This window comes from Burkholderia sp. AU15512 (genome assembly GCF_002223325.1).
GTDB lineage: Bacteria > Pseudomonadota > Gammaproteobacteria > Burkholderiales > Burkholderiaceae > Burkholderia.
On sequence record NZ_NKEX01000006.1, the window covers coordinates 1,951,997 to 1,971,756 of the forward strand.

Genomic DNA, 19,760 nt, shown 5'->3' on the forward strand with positions numbered 1-19,760 from the left:
ACCGTTCAAGACGTCACCGGCGGCATCGCCGCACGATGGGGGGCAAGGTTCGCGCGGCGGGCATCGCGCGCGCCGCGGCGCACCGCGCGCCAGTGCTCGCGGATCCGCTCGCGCTGCGCCGTATGCAGCGACAGCAGCACGTGCGCGAGGCCCGGGTAGACGCGCGTGCCGACGAGCGTCCACCACCACCACGCGATCTCGCGCCGGACCGGCGGCAGATGCTCGCGCAGGATCAGGTGCATGTTGTACGCGCCGTTGCTGATCGCATTCAGCGACGCGGCATCGCGCCGGTCGTCGTCGAAGCGCTCGGCCGGGAAATGATCGACCGCGATCGCCGGGTCGTAGACGAGCTTCCAGCCGTCGCGCTGCACGTGCATGCTGAAACCCATGTCGTTGTGCATCTGCGCGCCGGCGCCGCGCAGCCGCGTGTCGAAGCGCAGCCGCTCGATCGCCGCGCGGCGGTAGCTCATGTTCGCGCCTTTCAGCATGTCGACTTCGCGCAGGCCGCCGACGCCGAGATGATGGTTGCCGACGATCTTGCCGGACAGCGTGAGCTGGCCGACGCGTTCGCGCGATTCGTCGAGCACGCGGCCCTTCTCGTGCACCCAGTCGCGCCCGCCAACCGCGCCCACGCGCGGATCGGCCTCGAACACCGACTCGACGCGCGCGAGCCAGTCGGGGTGCGGCGCCGCGTCGTCGTCGGTGATCGCGACGATGTCGCCGTTCGCCGAGTCGAGCCCCTTGTTCAGCGCGGCGACCTGGCCCGGCACCTCGACCGGCACGATGCGCAGCGGCAGCGTGCCGCCGACCGCCGGATCGGCGAGCCGTTCGTGCGTGGCGTCATCCTCCGGGCGCGCGACGACGATCACCTCGTCGGGCAGCCGATGCTGCCGCTGCAGCGCCAGCAGGCAGCGCGCGAGGTCGGCGGGCCGCCGATAGGTCGGAACGAGCACGGAAATTTTCATCGTTGATTCTCCTGTCGGCCGGGCAGGCAACACGCGCTGCCCGCCCGGTTACGTGCGATGCGGATCAGGCGCTCAGGTATTCATGCACGGCCGCATAGCCGCGGCCGTAGCCGCGCGCCTTCGGCGGCACGCCGTTGAAGATCCCGCCTTCCAGGTCGACGCCCGCGGTGCGCAGGCGCTTGATCGCGTCGGCGATCTCGCCTTCGGTATGCATGCCCGAGCGCAGCACGAGGAACGTCGAGCCGGCCATGCGGCCGATGATGGTCGCGTCGGTCACCGCCAGCACCGGCGGCGAGTCGATCAGCACGACGTCGTAGCGCTTGCCGAGCCCTTCGAGGTATTGCGGCAGGCGCGTCGACATCAGCAGCTCCGACGGGTTCGGCGGGCGCGTGCCGGCCGAGATGAACGACAGGCCCTGCACCGGCGTCTCGCGCACGGCGTCCTCGAGCGCCGACTGGTCGCTCAGCAGCTCGGACAGGCCCGGCTGCGACGTGAGGCCGAAGTAGCGGTCGAGCAGGCCGCGACGCATGTCGGCGTCGATCAGCAGCACGCGCTTGCCCGAATGGGCGAGGAGCACCGCGAGGTTGACCGTCAGGAAGCTCTTGCCGATGCCCGGCGTCGGGCCCGTCAGCACGATCACGCGGTTCTTCGCATCCATCATCGCGAACTGCATCGCGGTGCGCAGGCTGCGCAGGCTCTCGACGCTGAGATCCTTCGGACGCAGGCTCGCGAGGATCGGCCGGGTACGGCTGCCGCTCTTCTCGGCCTGCGCGTCGAGCTTCACCTGCTCGGCGCTTTGCGGCACCAGCCCGTACAGCGGCAGGTTGAACGCGCGCTCGATGCGGTCGGGATCCTCGATACCCTGGAACATGTTGCGGCGCAGGAACACGACGCCCGTGCCGAGGATCAGCCCGAGGAACACGGCAGCCGACAGGATCAGCACCTTCTTCGGCTTGACCGGATCGCCCGGACGCAGCGCCGAATCGACGAGGTGGATGTTGCCGCCCGTGCCGGCCTTCTGCACCGACAGCTCCTGCACGCGGTTCAGCAGCAGCACGTAGATGTCCTCGGCCACCTTCGCGTCGCGCTGCAGCTGGACGGCCTTCACTTCGGTGGCCGGCAGGCTGCGGAAGCGGTTGCTGAACTTGTCCTTCTCGCCCTGCAGCTCCGCGAGCTGCTGCTTCGCGGCGATCACCATCGGGTGCGAATCGGTGAAGCGCTGCGCGAGCGACGCGAGCTGCAGGCGCTGCGCGGCGATCTGCTGCTCGTACTGCACGCTGCCCTCGAGGTAGACCTTCGCCTCGTCGCTCGCGTTGATCGAGCCCGACGTGCGCTGGTATTGCGTCAGCGCGGCTTCCGCGCGTTCGAGGTCGGCCTTCAGGCGCGGCTCCTCGCCCTTCAGGAAGTCGAGCATCTTGGTCGCTTCGGCCTGCTTCGCGACCACGTGCTGGTTCAGGTACGACTGCGCGAGCGCGTTCGCGATCGCGGCGGTCTGGTCCGGGTCCTTGCCTTCGAGCGAGATCTGCACGACGCCCGTCTGCTTGCCCTGCTCGGTCACCTGGATGCCGGTCTGGAAGCCGCTGATCGCGTCGAGATCGTTGTAGCGGACCACCGTGAACTGCGTGCCGGGGCGCGCGACGAGCTTCGACACGAGCAGCGTCACGCCGCCGCCCTGCGCCGATTCGCCGACATGGCCCGACAGCAGCCGCATGCCGTTCGGGTCGACGATCGAATAGGTGCCGTTCGGGCCGGCCGTCAGCGTCAGCTTCTTGCCTTCGAGCGCGGGCACGACGTTGATCGAATCGACGTCGGCCACTTCACCGCCCCATGCGTACGACTTCAGGCCGAGCCACGGCTTCGCCGGCTCGCCCGGCGTCGCGATGCGCGCGGCGAGGCTGCCGATCACCGGCAGCGTCTTCGGCACGATCGAGAAGTTCAGCTTGAACTGCTCGACCACCGGCGCGACCACGCCGCGGCTCTTGATGATCTCGATTTCCGCGTCGGTCGGCGCCTGCTGCGGGCCGCTGTTGATCATCGCGCCCGTCTGCGTCTGCGTGAGCGCCTGCGACGTGTTGTCGTTGCCCTCGACCCGCACGTGCACGTCGGCCTGGTAGACCGGCTTCGCGATGTAGCAGTAGAGGCCGGCGAGCGCGACGACCGTGACCGCGATGCCGAGCAGCAGCCAGATGTCGTCCATGATCACCTGGAGCAACTGGCCGAGGACGACGTCCTCTTCCTCGGTTTTCGCGGACAGATCCGCGTAGGAGTGTTTCGCTTGCGTGTTCACCATTCGTTCCCGCTTGAGTGGTGCCGGGGGGCAGGCGCCGCCCCGGCGGGCTATCAGCGCGTGATTTGCCGCATGTAGAAGATCGTCTGGATCGTCGGCAGCACCTGCTGCAGCACACGGTTGAACTGCACCGAGCTGGCCGTGCTGACGTAGACGACGTCGAGCGGTTGAAGCGGGAAGCGGCTCGACAGCATCAGCGCATCCGGCTGCGTCATGTCGAGGCGGAACACTTCAGGCTTCGTCGGGTTGTCGCGCATCCCGCGCATCACGTAGATCTTGCGCGGGTTCGCGTCGGTGTCGAGGATGCCGCCGCCCGCGGTCAGCGCGTCGGCGATGGTCAACTTGCCCTTGAGCATCGGCACCGTGACCGGCGTCTTGACCTCGCCCATGATGAACACGCGGCTGTCGCTGCGGTCCGGCACGTTGACGATGTCGCCCGGCTGCAGCATCACGTTCTGCTTCACCTCGCCGCGATCGAGCACGCCGTTCGCGTCGAGCGTGTAGAGCTTGCCGTCGCGCGTCAGGCGCACGCGCTGCAGGTCGGCCTCGTTGGTCGAGCCGCCCGAGCGCGAGATCGCGTCGACGAGCGTCAGCGGCACGTCGCTCACCGCGAGCGGGCCCGGCTGCTTCACCTCGCCCGTCACCTGCACCTTCTGGCTGCGGAACGACAGCACGCGCACGTCGAGCTGCGGATTCTTCACGTAGCGCGACAGCGTGGTGGCCATCTGCTCGCGGATCTGCGCGACCGTCTTGCCGGCCACCTTGATACGGCCGACGAACGGGAAGAAGATCGTGCCGTCCGAGGCCACCGTCTGGCCGTACGGATCGGCCTGGCCCGGCAGCGCGGTCGTATACGGCTGCTGCAATGCACCCGCGACCGACTGCGTCGTGTTGCCGCCGCTCGAGAACGACTGGCCCTGCGGCGTCGTCAGCTCGGGGTGGTCCCACACGGTGACGCCGAGGATGTCCTGCGGGCCGACGCGGTACACGTACTCCGACGGATCGGTATAACGTCCGGGCGGCAGCGGATGGTCCACCTGCGCTTTCTGCAGCTGGTCCATCACCACTTTGGCGTCGATGTAATGAACCGGATAGGTTTCGGCCGCTTGCTGCCGGCCTTCGTCCTTCAGGTTCGACGAGTCGAGGTAGTTGCCGGGCGCGGTTGCACAGGCTGACAGGAAAGTCGTCAGCGCGACGGCAAGCGCCACCGGGCGCATCGGGCGTTTCAGCATAGTTTCTGTAGCCATCCTTGAACCAGACGTTCGATCAGTGAGTAGCTCTCGCGGTAATCGGCCTCGGGGCCGCCGTGCGGGTCGGCAATCTCGGCCCCTTCCCACTTGCCGAGCAGGTGGACCTTGCCGCGCGCGAACGGATCGACCGATTCGACGGCCTTGATCTGTCCGCGCTCGCTGACGAGAATCAGGTCGGCGTCGCGCACGATCCGGCGCGACAGCCGCCGCGAGCGGTGGGTCGTCGCATCGACGCCCCGCTCGGCGAGCAGCTGACGCATCACCGGATCGATGCCGTCGCCGTCGTTCGCATGCACGCCCGCCGAGTGAAACGTCGGGCGCGGGCCGCCGCGCGACGCGGCGTGCGACTTGAACAGCAGTTCCGCTGCCGGGCTGCGGCAGACGTTCGCGTGGCAGACGATCAGGATGTTCCGGAACATGGCGTCTCGTAACGAGTGACGGGAAACGGGTTACGCGCTCGCGGGCGCGGTGCCCGGCACACGGGCGGCGACGGCCTGGCGCGAGCCCGGCCGGCCGATCGGGTGGTATTCGATGCCCTGCTCGCTCATCGTCTCCGGCTCGTACAGGTTGCGGCCGTCGAAGATCACGGGCGTCTTCCACAAGCGGCCGAGCGCGACGAAGTCGGGGCTCTTGAAGATCTTCCATTCGGTGACGATCACGAGCGCGTCGGCATCGCGCGCGGCCTGCGCCTCGTCGTCGACGAAGCTCAGGCGCTCGAGCCAGCTCGGGTGATCGGCGAGATCGAGCGCGATCACGCGGCGCGCTTCCTCCTGCGCGACCGGGTCGTACGCGGCGATGCGCGCCCCGCGCGACAGCAGCTCGGCGATCAGCTCACGGCTCGGCGCTTCGCGCATGTCGTCGGTGTTCGGCTTGAACGCGAGGCCCCAGAGGGCGAACGTGCGGCCGCTCAGGTCCTCGCCGAAGCGCGCGACGATCTTCTCGGCGAGCACGCGCTTTTGCGTGGCGTTGACCGACGACACCGCCTTCAGGATCTGCAGTGCCTGCCCGTGCTCGTCGGCGGTGCGGATCAGCGCCTCGACGTCCTTCGGGAAGCACGAGCCGCCGTAGCCGCAGCCGGCGTACAGGAAGTGATAGCCGATGCGCGGATCGGAGCCGATCCCGCGGCGCACAGCCTCGATGTCCGCGCCGAAGCGGTCGGCAAGGTTCGCCAGCTCGTTCATGAACGAAATGCGGGTCGCGAGCATCGCGTTCGCCGCGTATTTCGTGAACTCGGCCGAGCGCACGTCCATGTACAGCGTGCGCTCGTGGTTGCGGTTGAACGGCGCGTAGAGCTTCTTCATCAGCTCGCGGGCGCGCTCGCCCGGCACGTCGTCGTCGCAGCCGATCACGATGCGGTCAGGCCGCGTGAAATCGTCCACCGCCGCGCCTTCCTTCAGGAACTCCGGGTTCGACACGACCGAGAACATCTGGTCGCCGCCGCGCTTCGCGAGTTCTTCCGCCACCGCCGCGCGCACGCGCTCGGCCGTGCCGACCGGCACCGTCGACTTGTCGACGATCACCTTGAAGCCGGTCATGTAGCGGCCGATGTTGCGTGCGGCCGCGAGCACGTATTGCAGGTCGGCCGACCCGTCTTCGTCGGGCGGCGTGCCGACCGCGATGAACTGCACGTCGCCGTGCGCGACCGCGGCCTCGATATCGGTCGAGAAGCGCAGGCGGCCGGCCGAGCGGTTGCGCGCGATCACTTCCTTGAGGCCCGGCTCGTGGATCGGCACGCCGCCGTTGTTCAGGATGTCGATCTTTGCCTGGTCGACGTCGAGACAGAACACGTCGTGCCCGATGTCGGCCAGACATGCGCCGGTGACCAGCCCTACGTAACCGCTGCCGATGATAGTCAGATTCATGATGTGTCGGACCTCTTGACCAATGATTCGAAATTCGTAAAACCGGAATGCCTGCGCCGCGCGATCTCGGTGCTCAGTACGCGTTGCTGCCGGTGAAGCCTTTCCAGAGCGTCAGCACGACGATCTTGATGTCGAGCCAGAACGACCAGTTCTGCATGTAGTACAGATCGAGCTTCACGCGTCCCATCATCTTCTCGATCTGGTCGGTCTCGCCGCGAAAGCCGTTGATCTGCGCCCACCCGGTGATGCCCGGCTTGATCCGGTAGCGGAACATGTAACCCTTGACCAGATCCTTGTAGATGTCGTCGTGCGCGAGCGCATGCGGGCGCGGGCCGACGACCGACATCTCGCCCTTCAGCACGTTGATGAACTGCGGCAGCTCGTCGAGGCTCGTGCGGCGCAGGAACCGGCCGACCGGCGTCACGCGCGAATCGTTCTTCTTCGCCTGCGTGACCTGCCCCGCCACTTCCTGGTGCACCTTCATCGAGCGGAACTTGTAGATCTCGAACTCGTGCCCGTCGATGCCCTTGCGCTTCTGGCGAAAGAACACCGGCCCGCGCGACGTCAGCTTGATCAGGCACGCGATCAGCAGCATCACCGGCGCGAGGCCCGTGAGCGCCACCAGCGCGAACGCCCGGTCGAACACGAACTTCGGCAGGATCCGCACGTCGGTGATCGGCGACGCCGCGAGGTTGATCGCCGGCACGCCGAGCACCTCGACCACTTCCTGGTTGAAGAACGACAGCGTGCGCACGTCCGGGATGAAGCGGATATTCACGAAGTCGTGGCGGAACACCGTCACGATCTGGTGAATCCGGCGCTCCTCCGTGATCGGCAGCGTGAGCCACAGCTCGCTGATCGCGCGGCTGCGCACCAGCCACACCAGCGATTCGAACTGCCGCTCGATGCGCACGTCGTCGAGCGCGACTTCGCCCGGCGCTTCGTTTTCGTCGTACACGCACACCGGGTTGAAACCGGCTTCCGGCCGCGCCCGCATCTGGGCGATCAGCCGCCGCGCCGCCGGCGTCCCGCCGACGATCGCGACCGCCTTCAGGTTGTAGCCGCCGCGGCGCAGTTGCCGCAGCACGACGTGCACGCAGGCCTTCGAGCCGGCGAGCAGCGCCATCGTCACGAGCGCCCAGTACCCTAACCACAGCCGCGACAGGTCGCCCGACTGGTGAAAGCTGAAGCTCAACAGGATGCCCGCGAGCTCGACCACCAGCCATGCGAACGCGACCCGCCCCACCAGCCCGACGAGACGCTTGCCGCGCCACGACTGGTAGATGCCGAACGCGGGAAAGCACACGACGACGAGCAGGCAATCGAACAGCATCATCGTGCGCTGCAGGTCGTTGAGCCAGATGCCGCCACCGTGCAGCGCGGCGGCGATCAGCGCCCCCGTCACGACCATCGCGATATCGATGACTCTCGCCAGCACGCTCAACATGTCTGCTTCCTCTTTGAACAGGCGTTTGCCGAACAGCTCCTTGTGCGACCCGTGCCGCACATTCGATTCAAACGTTGCATGACGCTATTGAAGCGGTAAGAAATTGTCGCCTCAAGCGTACAAGTATTTCGAAAAATAATCGGAAATTCTTGCCGAGATGTTTTTGAATTAATTCGGCACGTTTTCCCGAAATACCCGGGAATCGGGAATTTTTCAGAAGCTTTACGATTTCCGCTCACCCTTTGCGGGCGGTCAAGACCAGCCGATTCACCGATTTATTTCTTATTTTTTTATTTGCATCGGATGCCGGCGCGGAAAATTCTTCCCGATGAATGCGTGGCAAATATCCGGCAATGGATCCGGTTTTATTGTCGATTTACTTCATGCTACAACGACAGGCATTGACTTCAACCGTGGAGAGTGTCCTCATGAATGCTCCGGCCGTGGCTGCCGAAACGCGCCATTCTTCTTCCACCGCGCCCGCCGCCGGCACGCGCGTCGCCGTGCAGCCGGTGATTCTCGCCGGTGGGTCCGGCACGCGCCTGTGGCCGATGTCGCGCGAACGTTTTCCGAAACAGCTGATCGGCCTGCTCGGCGAACATTCGCTGCTGCAGTCGACCGCGCTGCGCCTCGACGGCCTGGCGGCCGACCATCCGCTGAACGACGACGTGCTGATCGTATGCGGCGAGGATCACCGCTTCACCACCGCCGAACAGCTGCGCCTGACCGGCAAATCCGCGTCGATCATGCTCGAGCCGATCGGCCGCGACACCGCGCCCGCGCTGACGCTCGCCGCGTTTCGGCTGGTCGCCGGCGGCAACGATGCGGTGATGACCGTGATGCCGGCCGACCATGCGGTCGCCGACCTGCCGCGCTTCCATGCGGCCGTCGCGGCCGGCGTGCACTGCGCGATGCAAGGCAAGATCGCGACGATGGGCATCGTGCCGCAGCACGCGGAAACCGGCTACGGCTACATCCGTGTCGGCGCGGCGCTCGGCGACGCCGCCACGGGCTCACTCGACGTGCGCCGCCTCGACCGCTTCGTCGAGAAACCGCATCTCGAACTCGCTCAGCAGTACGTCGCATCGGGCGAATACTGGTGGAACAGCGGCATCTTCATCGTTCGCGCGTCGGTCTGGCTGAAAGCGATCCGCCAGCTCGAACCGGCGATCTACGCGGCCTGCGAACAGGCCGTCGCCCAGGGCAAGGCCGATGGCGATTTCTTCCGCATCGATCGCGAAGCGTTCGCCGCGTCGCCGTCGAACTCGATCGACTACGCGGTGATGGAGCCGCTCGCGAGCCTGCCGCAACTGTGCGAAAGCGTCGTCGTGCCGCTCGACGCGGGCTGGTCGGACGTCGGCTCGTGGGACGCGATCTGGCAGATCTCGCCGAAGGATGAGGCCGAGAACGTCGGCCGGGGTCACGTGCTGTTCGAAGGCGCGGAGTCGACGTTCGCACATTCGGAAAGCCGGCTCGTCGCCTGCGTCGGCACGCAGAACCTCGTCGTCGTCGAAACGCCGGACGCCGTGCTCGTCGCGGACAAGTCGCGCGTGCAGGACGTGAAGAAAATCGTCGGGCGCATCAAGGCGCAACGCGGCGCGGAAGCGACCGATCACCGCAAGGTGCATCGCCCGTGGGGCCACTACGACTCGGTCGACATGGGCGAGCGCTTCCAGGTGAAACGCATCGTCGTGAAGCCGGGCGCGCAACTGTCGCTGCAGATGCACCACCATCGCGCCGAACACTGGATCGTCGTCTGCGGCACTGCGCGCATCACGCGCGGCGATGAAACGTTCCTGCTGTCCGAAAACGAATCGACGTACATCCCGCTCGGCGTGTCTCACCGCCTGGAGAACCCGGGCAAGATGCCGCTCGAGTTGATCGAAGTGCAGTCGGGCGCGTATCTCGGCGAGGACGACATCGTCCGCTTCGACGATACCTACGGCCGGCAGTAACGCACGTGCATAGCGAGGCGCCGCTTCGACAGCGGCGCCTCGGGCAAGACAGGCATGGAACGACGGGACTTCCGCGCGGGCGTCGTGGCACACGACGGCCCGCGCGTTTCACCAGGTCGGCGATCAGCCGACGCGGTACACGTACTCGCGGCGCTCCGGCTGCACCGGATCGTTGCGGCTTTCGGACAGCGCGCCCGCATGGCGCTCGGCGATGAAGCGCTGGATGTCCGACTCGGCACGCGCGAGCGCGGACAAGCCGGCCAGCACCTCGCCTTGCGGCTCGCGCGCCGGTTCGTCGCTCGCGCCATGGCGATCGATCCACTGGCGTGCCCAGTCGAGCGCGAACTGCTCGGCTTCCTCGGCATCGGTGAAGCGCGGGCCGATCAGGCCCGAGCGTTCGACGCGCCGGTCGTCCTGCATAATCTCGGCCCACGCGCGATACATCAGGTTCTGCACCGGCTGCGCAATGCCGCAGATCGTATAGCCGCGATATCGGTCGACTTGCGGTTCGGCCGCGGCGAAGCTCGCCGACGACGCATGCGCATGGCGCAGCGTCGTCGACGACGCACCGGGCACCGCGAACGACACGGCCGACGGATCGACCACTTCGTCGACCGGCCGCGCGCTCATCGACGCGCCCTCGCCCTCCCAAACGTTTGCCTGAGCGACCGGCAATTGCCACGACTCGGGGTTCTGCCAGAACACGCCGCGCAAGCGATCGTTGTCGGGCACGGGCTCGGCACGGCGCGCGGGCACGACCGGCACCGGCGGCGGCGGGATATACGCGAACGTGCGCCCGCTGAACTGGGTCAGCACGTCGATCATCTGCAGCAGCGTGCCGGACGCAAGCCACTCCTCGTAGCGGCGACGGCACGTCGGCCCGGACGGATAACGACCGGGCAGCTTCGACCAGGCTTCACCGGTCGTCAGGATCCAGAGCACCGCGTTGGCAACGACGCGCGGTTCGGCTCGTGGACGCCCACGGCGGTTCAGCCGGATGGGTTCATCGGCGATCAGCGTTGAAAGACGAAACCACTCTTCATCGGTAAGCTCATCGAAGAACATAGTAGATCTCTCCACGCAGCCAGGCCGGGGCTGCGATTGGCGGCGCCGTCGCGACACATCGCGTCGCGGGGCGGCCAGGTTGCACATTATGGTTATCCGCTGTTGTGCATGCCGGTGCGGCACCGCACTTTCACGGTGCCGAGATTCCCGGCAATGACGCACAAATCACGGTCTCACTCCAATGTGGGAATTTTTGTGCACGAAGCATACCATCCCTAGGGTTTATCTCAATATGACAATGACTTAATGTTACGCACTGAAACAACCTGCCATGGGTGCGTAATGTATTTACGCTTGAATTTTTTTGCGGGATCTTTATGCCCGTCGCTGCAAAGGCCCGTCTGGCGGGGCTCTGCAGCGTATGAAGAATGCCTTTTGATGGGCATTTTCGGGCTGCCCCGACCCCGGCCGGCAACAATCCCGCGCATTGCTTCCCGATATCGGTAAATCAGGGAAAAAAGCGTAACAAGATATTCACGAATCGGTAAATCATTCAAATTCGGCCGATTTAAATTATCTCCATGCACAATCTTTTTATTGTTTCTCTGCGAGTGATGAAAGCACGGTGACGTGCGATGCACATTTTTCGCCACGCGCAAACTCGTGACGTCTGTTACATCTTCGGGGGCGACGCGCGGGCGATCGCGCCGCATCGGGGGCGGGAATTGTGTTTCGGGTCGGAACGGAAAAAGGAAAACCGGTGACTGGGAGTGCCGGACGTTGCAGCGGACGCGTCAGCGCAGATCAGCAGCCAGCGACGCGGTCACGTCCGCGTCCACGCGCTGCGGCGGCATCGTGTACGCCGGGTGATCGCAACCGATCGACAGCGCCGCCCCGCCCTTGAGCGCCGCGCGCATCGGCGCGTCGAGCTCGAAGCGCACGAAGTGCACGGCCGACGTCTTCTCGGCGGTATCGCGGTCGAGATCCTCGTCGGCGATCGCGTAGACGCGCGCGTGCCCGTCGACCTGCAGGTACACGCGATCCTCGACCCCGATCAGCCGCGCGAGCGCCGCGCGCCGTTCGATCTCGTGCTCGTACTCGATCTGCATCGTCGCCTTCAGGTTCGTGCCGTCGGGCACGAGCGGCAGATACGCGTCCAGCTCCCCTTCGATGCCGGCCTGGTCGAAGATCTTCTCGATGTGCAGCATCTCCTGGATCTGGTAGCGGATCGTCGTCTCGTCCTCGAACAGGAAGCGCAGGTGGTTGCCGAGCGCCACCGCGCGGCGGCGCTTGTATGCGACCAGCCGCGCGTGTTCGGCCTTGCGGATCTTCGCGTACGCTTCGAGCGTCAGCAGGGAGTCGCGGGTCAACGTCATGGGAGGTCCTCGTGAGTCGGCCGGCGGCGGCTCAGATGCCGTACGCGCGGCGCAGCAGCGTAAGCGGATGCGCGAGCGGCGCGGACGGCAGCCCCTTCTCGTCGATCCCCTGCACGATGTGATGGCCGGCCAGCGCGCAGTCCGACGACACGACATCCGGCCGCGGCTCGGCCATCGCCTTGAACACGGGCCCGCCGATCCGCATCGCGTCCGCGTGAAATGCCTTCTTCACGCCGAACGTGCCCGCATGGCCCGAGCAGCGTTCGACGACGTTCACCCGCGTATCGGGCACGAGCGACAGCGCGTCGGCCGTCTTGCGGCCGATGTTCTGCACGCGCGCATGGCACGGCACGTGATACGACACGGTGCCGAGGCCGGTCTTGAAATCGGTCTTCAGCAGTCCGTCGCGATGCCGCGCGATCACGTATTCGAACGGATCCCAGAATGCGTCGGCCACCGCGCGCACCGCTTCGTCGCCGGGGAACATCAGCGGCAGCTCGCTCTTGTACATCAGCACGCAGCTCGGGATCGCACCGATCAGCGCATAGCCTTCGCGCGCGTAGCGTTCGAGCACGGGCAGGTTCACGTCCTTCTTCGCGGCCACGCCGGCGAGATTGCCCTGCTCGAGCAGCGGCATCCCGCAGCAGGCTTCGCGCGTGACGAGTTCGTACGGGATGTCGTTGTGCGCGAGGATCGCGAGCAGGTCGTGGCCGATGCCGGGCTCGTTGAAATTCACGTAGCAGGTTGCATAGATCGCGACCTTGCCGGGCGTGCGTTCGCCGTCGCGCACGGGCAAGCCGTCCGACGGCCTCGCCGTGCGCCGGAACTTGCGCGGCGCGAATTCCGGCAGCCACGCGTGGCGATCGACGCCGAGCGTCGCCTCGAGTGCATGGCGCGCGGGCGGCGTGCGGTTCACCGCGTTCACCGCCTGCGTGACGATCGGAATGCCGGCGAAGTGGCCCAGCGCGTCGGTGTTCGACAGCACCTTGTCGCGCAGCGTCGCTTCGCCGCGCTTGTAGCGCGCGGCCTTGCCGCGCAGCATCAGGTGCGGAAAGTCGACGTTCCATGCATGCGGCGGCACGTACGGGCATTTCGTCATGTAGCAGAGGTCGCACAGGTAGCACTGGTCGACGACCTTGCCGAACGCGGCCTTCGGCACTTCCTCGAGATCGCCCATCGGCGTGTCGTCGACCAGATCGAACAGCGTCGGAAACGCGCCGCACAACGACACGCAGCGCCGGCATCCGGCGCAGATGTCGAACACGCGCGTCATTTCCGCATCGATCGCGGCCTGGTCGTAGAACGCATCGGACTGCCAGTCGAGCGGATGCCGGGTCGGGGCTTCGAGACTGCCTTCCTTGTGGGGCATGGAGCGCTCCATCCAGCGTGGCGCGCATGCGCGCCCGCGCCGCCCGCGCGATGCGGGCAGCGATGAACGAACAGCCGGCCGCTTGCCGGTCGCACGGGCTGCCGTGCGGCCCGCGGCGGCCCGTCAGTCGACGAGACTGTCCAGCGCCTTCGTATAGCGGTTCGCGTGGCTGCGTTCAGCCTTCGCGAGCGTCTCGAACCAGTTCGCGATTTCGTCGAAGCCTTCCTCGCGCGCCGCCTTCGCCATGCCCGGATACATGTCGGTGTATTCGTGCGTTTCGCCGGCGATCGCCGATTCGAGATTCTGCCGCGACGAACCGAACGGCAAACCCGTTGCCGGATCGCCGACGGCCTCCAGGTATTCGAGATGGCCGTGCGCATGGCCGGTTTCGCCTTCGGCGGTCGAGCGGAACAGCGCGGCGACGTCGTTCTGGCCTTCGACGTCAGCCTTCGAAGCGAAATACAGATAACGCCGGTTCGCCTGCGATTCGCCCGCGAATGCGGCTTTCAGGTTCTCTTCGGTTTTGCTGCCCTTGAGTTGAGCCATTTGCGCCTCCGTTCGAGTCGGCGCGGCCGCGTGCGACGCCGGGCCGATCAGGTATGTGGGGAACGATGCGCTTGCCGGGGCGCGCGCGTCGTGCTCTTCAATCTAGGCGCTCGCGTTCACATCCCCCAATAGGCTTTTTCAATCCGGGCGATAGTGCTTGGGGGGCGGCGCGCCGGCGGGCGCGCTCGGTACTCGGGGGCTCGGTACTCGGGGGCTCGGGGGCTCGGGGGCTCGGGGGCTCGGGGGCTCGAGGGCTCGAGGGCTCGGTACTCGGGTACTCGGGGGCTCGGTGCCCGGCATTCACGCGTGCCGCGTGCGTCACGCGTCCGTTGCGCGCCTGAGCAGTAATTCGCGTTCGCGCTCGTTGCGCGTCAGTTCCGCCGCGCGGCGGAATTCGGCCTTCGCCTCGTCGGCGCGGCCCAGCTTCGCCAGCAGGTCGCCGCGCACGCTCGGCAGCCAGTGATAGCGCGCGAGCGCGGGATCGTCGCGCAGCGCGTCGACGAGTTCGAGCGCCGCGGCAGGCCCGAACGCCATCCCGACGGCCACCGCACGATTCAGCTCGACGACGGGCGACGGCGCGACTTCGGCGAGCGCGTCATACAGCGCGACGATCTGCGCCCAGTCCGTATCCGACGCGTGCCGCGCACGCGCATGGCAGGCTGCCAGCGCGGCCTGCAGCGCATACGGCCCGCGTACGCCGCCGAGCTTCGTCGCGCGTTCGAGCGCCGCGAGGCCGCGCCGGATCAACAGCGGATCCCAGCGGCTGCGATCCTGGTCGAGCAACAGCACGGGCCGACCCTGCGCATCGGTACGCGCATGCATGCGCGACGCCTGCAGCTCCATCAACGCGACGAGCCCGAGCACCTCGCTCTCGTCCGGCGCCAGCCCGGCCAGCACGCGGCCGAGCCGCAACGCCTCGTCGCACAGCGCCGGGCGCGTCCAGTCGTCGCCCGAGGTCGCCGCATGGCCTTCGTTGAACACGAGATAGATCACTTCGAGCACCGACGCGAGCCGCGCGGGCCGCGCGTCGGCCGCCGGCACCTCGAACGGCACGTGCGCCGCCGCGAGCGTGCGCTTGGCGCGCACGATCCGCTGCGCGATCGTCGGCTCGGGCGTCAGGAACGCGCGCGCGATCTCGCCCGTCGTCAGCCCGCCGAGCAGCCGCAGCGTGAGTGCCACGCGCGCATCGGTCGACAGCACCGGATGGCACGACGTGAAGATCAGCCGCAGGAGGTCGTCGCCGATGTCGTCGCCGCTCGCGTCGGCAAGCGCCTCCGCGATGTCGGGGACGACATGCGTTTCGAGCGCGTCCATCTCGTGGCCGAGCTGGTCGCGCTTCGCCGCGTGGAGCGACTCCTGCCGGACCCGATCGAGCGCGCGACGCTTCACGGCCGTCATCAGCCATGCGGCCGGATTGTCGGGCACGCCGTCGACGGGCCAGTGCTCGAGCGCCGCGACGAGCGTGTCCTGCGCCAGCTCCTCGGCCACGCCGACGTCGCGCACCACGCGCGCCGCGCGCGCGATGATCTTGGGCGCCTCGATCCGCCAGACCGCTTCGATCGCACGGTGAGTCGCCTCACGCGTCACGACGCCTGCCCCTCGGCGGACGCGTCCAGCGGCATGGCCATCAGCTCCCATGCATGGCCGTCCGGATCGTCGAACCCGTGGCCATACATGTTCGGGTACTCGCGCGGTGCCTGAGGCGCGGACCCGCCCGCCGCCAGCGCCTTCGCGACGATCGCGTCGACCTCGGCGCGGCTGTCGCACGACAGGCACGACAGGACCTGCACCTGCGTCGCCGGATCGATGATGGTTTTGCCGGTGAACGTCTGGAAGAACGGCCGCACAAGCAGCATCGCGAAGATCGTGTCGCTGATCTTGATGCAGGCGGCCTGGTCGTTGGTATAGGCCGGTACGACCTCGTAGCCGAGCGCCTGGTAGAACGCCTTCGAGCGCGGCAGGTCGGCCACCGGCAGGTTGATGAAGACCATCTTGTGCATGTCGGGTACTCCCGGTGAGGGTGGATTCAGGTGGGCAATCAATCAGGCGACGGTGCGGCCGACGTGGAGTTCGCGGAACCGCTCGACCGCATCGCTCGGCGTGAGGTCGTCGAGCTCGAACAGCGGCCGCACCTCGATCTCGCAATCCATCTCGGCGCCGAACGGCGCGGGGAACCGGCGCGTCCATTCGAGCGCTTCATCGCGCGAACGCACCTGGATCAGCGTATAGCCGGCAATCAGTTCCTTCGTTTCGGCGAACGGGCCGTCGACCACGGTGCCCTTGCCGCCCGTGTAGCGCACGCGCCAGCCACGCGCGCTCGGCCGCAGCCCGTTCGCGTCGAGCAGCACGCCGGCCCTGGCCAGTTCCTCGTGATAGACGGTCATGGCCTCGACCAGCCGGTTGTCCGGCAACGCGTCGGATTCGCTGACGGCGTTCGCCCGGATCATGATCATGAATCGCATCGTTCACTCCTTGTCGTCGGTGGAAGGCAGCGCCCGTTCATCGGCGCCTTATCCGGACGACGGCCGGAAGACGGCCGGATCGACATATTCCGCGACATGCCAGGGTAAACACCGAGTCGCGACCTTCACAGGAAGCACGGACCGACCGCCCGAACCTCGACCGTGCACCATTGCGCGGCCGGGCACTGGCGCGCGATCTCGATCGCTTCCTCGCGCGTGGCGACGTCGACGAGGAAAAAGCCGCCGACCATCTCCTTCGCCTCCGCGAACGGGCCGTCGAGCAGGCGCGTCTCGCCGTCGCGCACCTGCACGCGCGTCGCGCGCTCGGCGCGCTCCAGCGACTCGACGCCGCGCAGCACGCCGCGCGCCTTCAGCGTCTCGGCGAAATCGACCATCCGCGCGTACAGCGCCTGACCTTCGTCGAGGGTGCGTTCGGCGCGCTGCTCGGTCGGCTCGACGATCAACAGCATGTAAGACATGGATGACTCCTGTAGGAACGGGGCGCGGCAGCGTTCGCTGCGCGATCGGGATGCGCCGGCCGATGCAAAAGCGTAGCAGCCGCCGTGCGGCTTGCATCGTCGGCCGATCGGCAACTGGCCGGACGGCCATTTCGGCCGCTTCCTGACATTTTGCCGTCAAGATGCCTTCCCGAACCGTCGGATTTTCTTCCTGTGGACCGCCCCATGTCACGCCTGCTTGTGCCGCTTGCCGTTGCACCGTTCATCACGCTCGCCGCCCTCCCTGCCCGGTCGGCCTCGGCCGCGCCGCCCGTCAGCGCCGGCTGCGGCGGCGCAACCACGCCGATCGCCGACCTTCGCGGCGCCAGCGGCCCGTCGCCGCTGGCGGGGCAAACGACCTCGATCGAAGCGGTCGTCACCGCGGCATTCGGCGGCGCCGACGGCCTCGGCGGCTTCTTCGTCCAGCAGGCCGACGCGCAGCGACGGCACCGGCCGGGCGTCCCCGAAGGCGTGTTCGTGTACGCGCCGAGCGCGCGAGCGCAGGCCGGCGATCGCGTGCATCTCACGGGCCGCGTCGACGAGCGCTACGGTCGGACGCAATTCACGCTGTCGGGCGGCGTGACCGTCTGCGCCCGCGGGCAACAGGTCACGCCTGCCACGCTCACGCTGCCCGTCGCCACCCCGGCGGTGCTGGCCGCGCTTGAAGGCATGCGGGTGCGCCTGCCGCAAACGCTGACGGTCAGCGATACCCGCGAACTCGGCCGCTACGGCAGCGTCGTCCTCAGCCACGGCCGGCTGCGCATCCCGACCCACGTCGCTCCGCCGGCCGAGGCCGCCGCGATCGCGACCGCCAACGCACGCAACCGCATCGTGCTCGACGACGGCTCGACCCGCCGCGATCCCGCGACCGTGCGCTATCCTCCGCCCGCGCTGAGCGCCGCGAACACGCTGCGCGCGGGCTACACGGTACGCGGCGTCGAAGGCGTGCTCGAACTGCGCTACGGCGCGTGGCGGCTCCAACCGGTCGCCGGCGCGGCGCCGGTGTTCGATGCCGCCGCGAACCCGCGCACCGAGGCGCCGCCCCGGCACCCCGATGCCGACGTGCGCATCGTGTCGTTCAACGTATTCAACTATTTCAACGGCGACGGGCGTGGCGGCGGTTTCGATGCCCCGGCCAACCGCGGTGCGAAAACGCCTGCCGCGTTCGCGCGACAGGAGGCGAAGATCGTCGCGGCGTTGCGCGCGCTGCGTGCCGACGTGATCGGGCTGATGGAAATCGCGAACAACGGCCACGGTGAAACAAGCGCCGTACGCCGTCTCGCCGCGCAACTTGGCGACGGCTGGCGTGCGGTCGAGCCCGGCACCGCGCGTCTCGGCCGCGATGCGATCGCAGTCGCGCTGCTGTACGACAGCCGCACGGTCGAGCCGGCCGGGCGCGCCGCGACCGTCTCACTCGGCGGCCGGCACCGCCCGCCGCTCGCGCAGACATTCCGGCGCGCCGGCGGCACGCGCGCCTTCACGGTCGCGGTCAATCACCTGAAATCGAAGAACTGCCCGAACGCGACCGGCGCCGATCGTGACCAGTCGGACGGCCAGGGCTGCTGGAATGCGGCGCGCACGCGGGCCGCCGCGCGCATCGCCGACTGGCTCGCCGCGTCGCCGACCGGTGCCACGGCCGATGGCGTCCTGCTGATCGGCGACCTGAACAGCTACGCGAAGGAAGATCCGGTGCGCGCGCTCGAGTCGCGCGGCTACGCGAACCTGGTGGCCCGCTTCGTCGGCGATGCTGCGTACAGCTACGTATTTCGCGGCGAAGCGGGCAGCCTCGACCACGCGCTGGCCACGCCGGCGCTCGCCGCGCGCGTGAGGGCCGTGCACGTCTGGCACATCAACGCCGACGAGCCGGTCGCCCTGCAACCGTTGCCTGATTACAAAACGGCCGCGCAACGGTCGATTTATTACGCACCCGACGCGTACCGGTCATCGGATCACGATCCCGTCGTGATCGACGTCGCGCTTGGCGATGGCCGCACGTCAGCCACCCCGGGCACGAACCATGCTTCTCGACCAACGGTTGATTAGTGCATTTGCATCAGCACAAGGCCTGCAACGGCACTATTTACCTGATGGCCCCGGTGACGCGATATTTACCGGGCCTTCACCGCGTACCGCAGCCCGATACGCCGCTTCGCCCGGAATGCGAATTTTTTTCAATCGCCGCGCAGCCCCGTGCGGCGGGGCTTCGCGGCAATCCTGCCGACGAATTGAAAATTTGTCTCGAAACAAAATCGGGCCAAGTGAATCACACAGGTTGCTGGGATTCGTCTTATCTTCAAATTTGCCTTGAATCGAAGGAGGATAAACACCATGGCGCTCACTGACTCGATCGAACACAAGCTGGACCGCGGCCTGTCCGACATTCGTCGCACGGGCCGGCGCGTGGGACGCACGACGCGCTCGGCCGCCCGCGACCTGCATGACGACGTCACCGACGATCTGCGCGGGCTGGTCGACGAACTGGAAGATCTGCTGAAAAACGACGGCGACGGCGATATCGCCGCGCTGCGCAAGCGCGTGCAATCCAAGCTGGATGAAGCGCGCGGCGCACTCGACCATGCGTCGGGCAGCGCGGCCGCCCGGCTGCGCGATTCGGCCGAACGCGTGTCGCAGGTCGTGCAAGACAACCCGTGGCAAACCGCCGGCGTCGTCGCCGGCCTCGCGTTCGTTGCGGGCCTGCTCCTTGCCCGCCGTTGAGCGGAGCCGGCCGCCACGCGCCCG

General features: G+C 67.3%; 18 protein-coding genes. 4 read left to right on the forward strand and 14 right to left on the reverse strand.

The features are described from left to right. Nucleotides 1-5: 5 nt before the first annotated feature. The 6 genes from CFB43_RS28065 to CFB43_RS28090 all read right to left on the reverse strand — a co-directional run bounded on the left by CFB43_RS28065 (nt 6) and on the right by CFB43_RS28090 (nt 7,811). The gene (locus CFB43_RS28065; protein WP_089497434.1) at nt 6-965 is read right to left on the reverse strand and encodes a glycosyltransferase family 2 protein; all 960 of its coding nucleotides are present in this window, start codon (nt 963-965) and stop codon (nt 6-8) included. Between the two features lie 64 nt (nt 966-1,029). After that, nucleotides 1,030-3,255: a polysaccharide biosynthesis tyrosine autokinase gene (locus tag CFB43_RS28070; protein ID WP_089497435.1), complete on the reverse strand. Its 2,226-nt coding sequence runs from the start codon at nt 3,253-3,255 to the stop codon at nt 1,030-1,032. A 50-nt stretch (nt 3,256-3,305) separates the two neighbouring features. Then, the gene (locus CFB43_RS28075) at nt 3,306-4,484 is read right to left on the reverse strand and encodes a polysaccharide biosynthesis/export family protein (protein WP_069251045.1); all 1,179 of its coding nucleotides are present in this window, start codon (nt 4,482-4,484) and stop codon (nt 3,306-3,308) included. Continuing rightward, entirely contained in the window at nt 4,478-4,921 is a 444-nt protein-coding gene (locus tag CFB43_RS28080; RefSeq protein ID WP_089428042.1) for a low molecular weight protein-tyrosine-phosphatase, read from the reverse strand. The genes CFB43_RS28075 and CFB43_RS28080 overlap by 7 nt, the downstream gene beginning before the upstream one ends. A gap of 30 nt (nt 4,922-4,951) precedes the next feature. Continuing rightward, nucleotides 4,952-6,364 carry a UDP-glucose dehydrogenase family protein gene (locus CFB43_RS28085; protein ID WP_089497436.1) on the reverse strand — a complete coding sequence of 471 codons (1,413 nt, stop codon included), beginning with the start codon at nt 6,362-6,364 and terminating at the stop codon, nt 4,952-4,954. A gap of 73 nt (nt 6,365-6,437) precedes the next feature. Continuing rightward, a complete protein-coding gene (locus CFB43_RS28090) occupies nt 6,438-7,811 on the reverse strand; it encodes an undecaprenyl-phosphate glucose phosphotransferase (protein ID WP_089498168.1) in 1,374 nt (457 codons plus the stop codon). A 428-nt stretch (nt 7,812-8,239) separates the two neighbouring features. On the opposite strand from CFB43_RS28090, the gene CFB43_RS28095 reads away from it, so the two are divergent. After that, nucleotides 8,240-9,766 (forward strand): mannose-1-phosphate guanylyltransferase/mannose-6-phosphate isomerase, encoded by a 1,527-nt coding sequence (locus CFB43_RS28095; RefSeq protein WP_089497437.1) that lies wholly within the window; start codon nt 8,240-8,242, stop codon nt 9,764-9,766. A 123-nt stretch (nt 9,767-9,889) separates the two neighbouring features. Here CFB43_RS28095 and CFB43_RS28100 read toward each other — a convergent pair whose 3' ends face one another. From CFB43_RS28100 to CFB43_RS28135, 8 genes are all read right to left on the reverse strand, one after another. Further along, nucleotides 9,890-10,831 carry a transposase gene (locus CFB43_RS28100; protein ID WP_089497438.1) on the reverse strand — a complete coding sequence of 314 codons (942 nt, stop codon included), beginning with the start codon at nt 10,829-10,831 and terminating at the stop codon, nt 9,890-9,892. Nucleotides 10,832-11,565: 734 nt separating this feature from the next. Continuing rightward, nucleotides 11,566-12,147, reverse strand: a complete 582-nt coding sequence (locus CFB43_RS28105; protein WP_089497439.1) for a DUF3501 family protein — start codon at nt 12,145-12,147, stop codon at nt 11,566-11,568. Between the two features lie 31 nt (nt 12,148-12,178). Then, nucleotides 12,179-13,516, reverse strand: coding sequence for a heterodisulfide reductase-related iron-sulfur binding cluster (locus CFB43_RS28110; RefSeq protein WP_089497440.1), 1,338 nt, complete (start codon nt 13,514-13,516; stop codon nt 12,179-12,181). 123 nt (nt 13,517-13,639) lie between these two features. Further along, entirely contained in the window at nt 13,640-14,062 is a 423-nt protein-coding gene (locus tag CFB43_RS28115; protein ID WP_089428047.1) for a rubrerythrin family protein, read from the reverse strand. Nucleotides 14,063-14,380: 318 nt separating this feature from the next. Further along, nucleotides 14,381-15,649 carry an RNA polymerase sigma factor gene (locus CFB43_RS28120; protein ID WP_089497441.1) on the reverse strand — a complete coding sequence of 423 codons (1,269 nt, stop codon included), beginning with the start codon at nt 15,647-15,649 and terminating at the stop codon, nt 14,381-14,383. Then, nucleotides 15,646-16,062 (reverse strand): VOC family protein, encoded by a 417-nt coding sequence (locus CFB43_RS28125; protein WP_089428049.1) that lies wholly within the window; start codon nt 16,060-16,062, stop codon nt 15,646-15,648. The genes CFB43_RS28120 and CFB43_RS28125 overlap by 4 nt, the downstream gene beginning before the upstream one ends. A 42-nt stretch (nt 16,063-16,104) precedes the next feature. Then, nucleotides 16,105-16,524, reverse strand: a complete 420-nt coding sequence (locus CFB43_RS28130) for a YciI family protein (RefSeq protein WP_089497442.1) — start codon at nt 16,522-16,524, stop codon at nt 16,105-16,107. 125 nt (nt 16,525-16,649) lie between these two features. Next, nucleotides 16,650-17,003: a YciI family protein gene (locus tag CFB43_RS28135; protein ID WP_089497443.1), complete on the reverse strand. Its 354-nt coding sequence runs from the start codon at nt 17,001-17,003 to the stop codon at nt 16,650-16,652. Nucleotides 17,004-17,207: 204 nt separating this feature from the next. Here CFB43_RS28135 and CFB43_RS28140 point away from each other — a divergent pair, with 204 nt between their 5' ends. Genes CFB43_RS28140 through CFB43_RS28145 form a run of 3 tightly spaced genes read left to right on the forward strand, consistent with a single transcriptional unit; the run spans nt 17,208 to nt 19,736 of the window. Continuing rightward, entirely contained in the window at nt 17,208-19,064 is a 1,857-nt protein-coding gene (locus CFB43_RS28140) for an ExeM/NucH family extracellular endonuclease (RefSeq protein ID WP_089497444.1), read from the forward strand. A 5-nt stretch (nt 19,065-19,069) separates the two neighbouring features. Further along, complete coding sequence (locus CFB43_RS38040) at nt 19,070-19,363, forward strand: hypothetical protein (protein WP_144023118.1); 294 nt, start codon at nt 19,070-19,072, stop codon at nt 19,361-19,363. Continuing rightward, nucleotides 19,350-19,736 (forward strand): DUF883 family protein, encoded by a 387-nt coding sequence (locus tag CFB43_RS28145; protein ID WP_089428053.1) that lies wholly within the window; start codon nt 19,350-19,352, stop codon nt 19,734-19,736. Before CFB43_RS38040 ends, CFB43_RS28145 begins: the two co-directional genes overlap by 14 nt. Nucleotides 19,737-19,760: the final 24 nt, after the last annotated feature.

Excerpts from the sequence above, each read along its gene's own strand:
- CFB43_RS28065 (WP_089497434.1), bottom strand. The coding sequence starts at position 965 with ATGAAAATTTCCGTGCTCGTTCCGACCTATCGGCGGCCCGCCGACCTC.
- CFB43_RS28070 (WP_089497435.1), bottom strand. The coding sequence starts at position 3,255 with ATGGTGAACACGCAAGCGAAACACTCCTACGCGGATCTGTCCGCGAAA.
- CFB43_RS28075 (WP_069251045.1), bottom strand. The coding sequence starts at position 4,484 with ATGCTGAAACGCCCGATGCGCCCGGTGGCGCTTGCCGTCGCGCTGACG.
- CFB43_RS28080 (WP_089428042.1), bottom strand. The coding sequence starts at position 4,921 with ATGTTCCGGAACATCCTGATCGTCTGCCACGCGAACGTCTGCCGCAGC.
- CFB43_RS28085 (WP_089497436.1), bottom strand. The coding sequence starts at position 6,364 with ATGAATCTGACTATCATCGGCAGCGGTTACGTAGGGCTGGTCACCGGC.
- CFB43_RS28090 (WP_089498168.1), bottom strand. The coding sequence starts at position 7,811 with ATGTTGAGCGTGCTGGCGAGAGTCATCGATATCGCGATGGTCGTGACG.
- CFB43_RS28095 (WP_089497437.1), top strand. The coding sequence starts at position 8,240 with ATGAATGCTCCGGCCGTGGCTGCCGAAACGCGCCATTCTTCTTCCACC.
- CFB43_RS28100 (WP_089497438.1), bottom strand. The coding sequence starts at position 10,831 with ATGTTCTTCGATGAGCTTACCGATGAAGAGTGGTTTCGTCTTTCAACG.
- CFB43_RS28105 (WP_089497439.1), bottom strand. The coding sequence starts at position 12,147 with ATGACGTTGACCCGCGACTCCCTGCTGACGCTCGAAGCGTACGCGAAG.
- CFB43_RS28110 (WP_089497440.1), bottom strand. The coding sequence starts at position 13,516 with ATGCCCCACAAGGAAGGCAGTCTCGAAGCCCCGACCCGGCATCCGCTC.
- CFB43_RS28115 (WP_089428047.1), bottom strand. The coding sequence starts at position 14,062 with ATGGCTCAACTCAAGGGCAGCAAAACCGAAGAGAACCTGAAAGCCGCA.
- CFB43_RS28125 (WP_089428049.1), bottom strand. The coding sequence starts at position 16,062 with ATGCACAAGATGGTCTTCATCAACCTGCCGGTGGCCGACCTGCCGCGC.
- CFB43_RS28130 (WP_089497442.1), bottom strand. The coding sequence starts at position 16,524 with ATGCGATTCATGATCATGATCCGGGCGAACGCCGTCAGCGAATCCGAC.
- CFB43_RS28135 (WP_089497443.1), bottom strand. The coding sequence starts at position 17,003 with ATGTCTTACATGCTGTTGATCGTCGAGCCGACCGAGCAGCGCGCCGAA.
- CFB43_RS28140 (WP_089497444.1), top strand. The coding sequence starts at position 17,208 with ATGTCACGCCTGCTTGTGCCGCTTGCCGTTGCACCGTTCATCACGCTC.
- CFB43_RS28145 (WP_089428053.1), top strand. The coding sequence starts at position 19,350 with ATGGCGCTCACTGACTCGATCGAACACAAGCTGGACCGCGGCCTGTCC.